Raw genomic sequence first — 2,545 nt, 5'->3', positions numbered from 1 at the left:
GCCGTACCTGGATTTCGACAGCGAGCAATGCATACAGTACGCAAAACAGGTTAATCCGCGCATCAAGATCTTGTCGTTGTCGGCCAAAACCGGCGAAGGAATGGACAGCTGGCTGCGCTGGCTGAAAGCCGAATTGGAGTTGCAGCGTATTGATTATGCGTAGCGACGTGCTGTAAAACGGTGCGCACAGCGCACCCTACAACCAAAAGGTAAGCCAATGACGATTACAGAAATAAAATCCCTGCCGGTTTCCGAGCGGATTATATTGATGGAAGAAATTTGGGATAGTCTTTGTCATGAACAGGAGCCGGTAGAATCACCACTGTGGCATCAGGATATACTGAATGACAGATTGGAACTGATCAAAGCAAGCAACCTTGATTTCTTTGCAAGAACTAAAAAACACTAACCGATGACAGCTAAAGAGCAGGTTGTCTTAGAGCATGTTTTAGAGCAAGTGGCTTTCGATTTGCGGAAAGGAAAGCTATTTTAACAGAGCCGGACGGGGCATGTTGCCCCGTCCGAAACGTTTAGCGTAACCACTTTGCTTTGGTATATCGCGGAAACGTTAGGAGCGGGGTTGCAAACCCCGCCCTGCATAGTTCGCGCTTATAAATGAATAATAAGGTGCGCACAGCGCACCCTACAACACTACCTTAATCAAAACCAAAATTATGTGCCTAGCCCTCCCCGCCAAAATCGTCGCCCTCGATCCCTCCACCAACATGGCGACCGCATCGGTCGGCAATGTCAAAGTCGAGGTGTCGCTGGCCCTGGTCGATGATGTCGCGCTCGGCGATTACGTTCTGGTGCATGTCGGTTATGCGCTGAATAAAATCGACGAGGACGAAGCCTTAAAAACCCTGGCCTTGTTTGCCGAAGCCGGATTAATGTCAAACGCATGAAATACATCAGCGAATTCAGGCAGCAAGACCTCGCCCAGCAATTATCCAGGGCGATTGCGCAAACCGTCGATCCCGACCGCCATTATCGGCTGATGGAGTTTTGCGGCGGCCATACCCATGCCATTTTCCGCTACGGCGTTCAAGATCTGATGCCGGACAATGTCGAATTTATCCACGGCCCCGGTTGCCCGGTCTGCGTATTGCCGACCGGCCGCATCGATAACGCGATACAACTGGCCGAACGTTCGGAGGTAATTCTCTGCACCTATGCCGACTTGATGCGGGTTCCTGCCACCGGTCGCAACAGCTTGTTGAAAGCCAAGGCAGGCGGCAGCGATATTCGGATGATTTATTCAACGCAAGACGCGTTGAAAATCGCCAGGGAAAATCCTGAAAAACAGGTGGTGTTTTTCGCCATCGGTTTTGAAACGACCACGCCGCCGACCGCCGTCGCCATCAAGCAGGCACAGGCCGAAGGATTGGCTAATTTTTCGGTGTTCTGCAACCATGTGCTGACGCCCGCCGCGATGCAGGCGATACTGGATGCGCCGCAACCGGTCGCGATTGATGCTTTTCTCGGGCCTTCCCACGTCAGCACCGTGATCGGCAGCCAGCCTTATGAAATATTTGCCGAGCGTTATGCCAAACCGATAGTCATCGCCGGTTTCGAACCGCTGGACGTGATGCAGTCGGCCTTGATGCTGATCCGCCAACTTAACGAAGGCCGCCACGAAGTCGAAAACGAATACAGCCGCGCCGTCACCCGGCAAGGCAACCAGAAAGCGCAAGCACTGGTGAATGAAGTGTTCGAATTGCGACCGCAATTCGAATGGCGCGGCTTAGGGCTAATTGCCGACAGCGCATTAAAACTGAAAGCCGGTTATGCTGACCTAGATGCCGAACAGCGTTTTAATATGCCCGCGATTCAGGCGAGCGATGTCAAAGGCTGCGAATGCCCGGCCATCCTGCGCGGCGCGAAAAAACCGCAGGATTGCAAGTTGTTGGGTACCGTTTGTACTCCGGAAAATCCGATGGGATCTTGTATGGTGTCTTCGGAGGGAGCTTGTGCGGCATATTGGTCTTATGGGCGGGTGCGTTGAGTCGCTGCCGCGACGGTTTATTTTGATCGGGTTTCTCGCACCCGAGGGCGAGTTACTTTCTTTTGCTTCGCCTCGGCAACTGCTCCTGCGTTGCTCTACCTCCTGCATCCATGCCGCACCCCTACGGGCTGTTCTCGACAAAAGCTCCGGTGCTCGGCGCGGCATACGGGGAAACCATCCCAGAATTTACGCTCGAACCTGATAAATTTGGTTTCAAATGTAGGATGCAATAATAAAGTAGCCTGCATGAAATATACGAAATCCCGCTACTCGTTGGCAAATCAAAGAATCATAAATGAAAGAAATTGAAGAGCTTAAAAAAAATTTAATAATGTGGCTAGAAGAACATCCTGATGTAATCAAACAAATTACAGAAGGAATGCAATCGATCACAAGTGGCGTTATTAAACATATGCAGGCAAATTATCAAGCCCGTATAAACATGTATCCAATCCTCAAAAAAGAACTCATCCCATTGGCCCAGCGCGGCTGGCTGATAAGCGGCTACTTTGGGATGAGTGATTTATATGAATTATCTCA

General features: G+C 50.9%; 4 protein-coding genes. All 4 read left to right on the top strand.

Annotation, left to right across the window (positions count from 1 at the left end):
- Positions 1 to 217: 217 nt before the first annotated feature.
- Positions 218 to 409: an addiction module protein gene (locus M0R47_RS21800; RefSeq protein WP_292558459.1), complete on the top strand. Its 192-nt coding sequence runs from the start codon at positions 218 to 220 to the stop codon at positions 407 to 409.
- A 265-nt stretch (positions 410 to 674) separates the two neighbouring features.
- Positions 675 to 905, top strand: a complete 231-nt coding sequence (locus M0R47_RS21795; protein WP_292558458.1) for a HypC/HybG/HupF family hydrogenase formation chaperone — start codon at positions 675 to 677, stop codon at positions 903 to 905.
- Positions 902 to 2,005, top strand: a complete 1,104-nt coding sequence (gene hypD / locus M0R47_RS21790) for a hydrogenase formation protein HypD (protein WP_292558457.1) — start codon at positions 902 to 904, stop codon at positions 2,003 to 2,005. Before M0R47_RS21795 ends, hypD begins: the two co-directional genes overlap by 4 nt.
- 295 nt (positions 2,006 to 2,300) lie before the next feature.
- Positions 2,301 to 2,545, top strand: a 245-nt coding sequence (locus tag M0R47_RS21785) for a hypothetical protein (RefSeq protein WP_292558456.1), incomplete at its 3' end; no start/stop codon positions are given.

The sequence above is a fragment of the Methylobacter sp. genome (genome assembly GCF_023227905.1).
Taxonomy (GTDB): Bacteria; Pseudomonadota; Gammaproteobacteria; order Methylococcales; family Methylomonadaceae; genus Methylobacter_A.
This window is presented reverse-complemented; position numbering and strand designations above follow the sequence as displayed.

Coding starts and splice junctions, on each gene's coding strand:
- M0R47_RS21800 (WP_292558459.1), top strand. CDS start 218: ATGACGATTACAGAAATAAAATCCCTGCCGGTTTCCGAGCGGATTATA.
- M0R47_RS21795 (WP_292558458.1), top strand. CDS start 675: ATGTGCCTAGCCCTCCCCGCCAAAATCGTCGCCCTCGATCCCTCCACC.
- hypD (WP_292558457.1), top strand. CDS start 902: ATGAAATACATCAGCGAATTCAGGCAGCAAGACCTCGCCCAGCAATTA.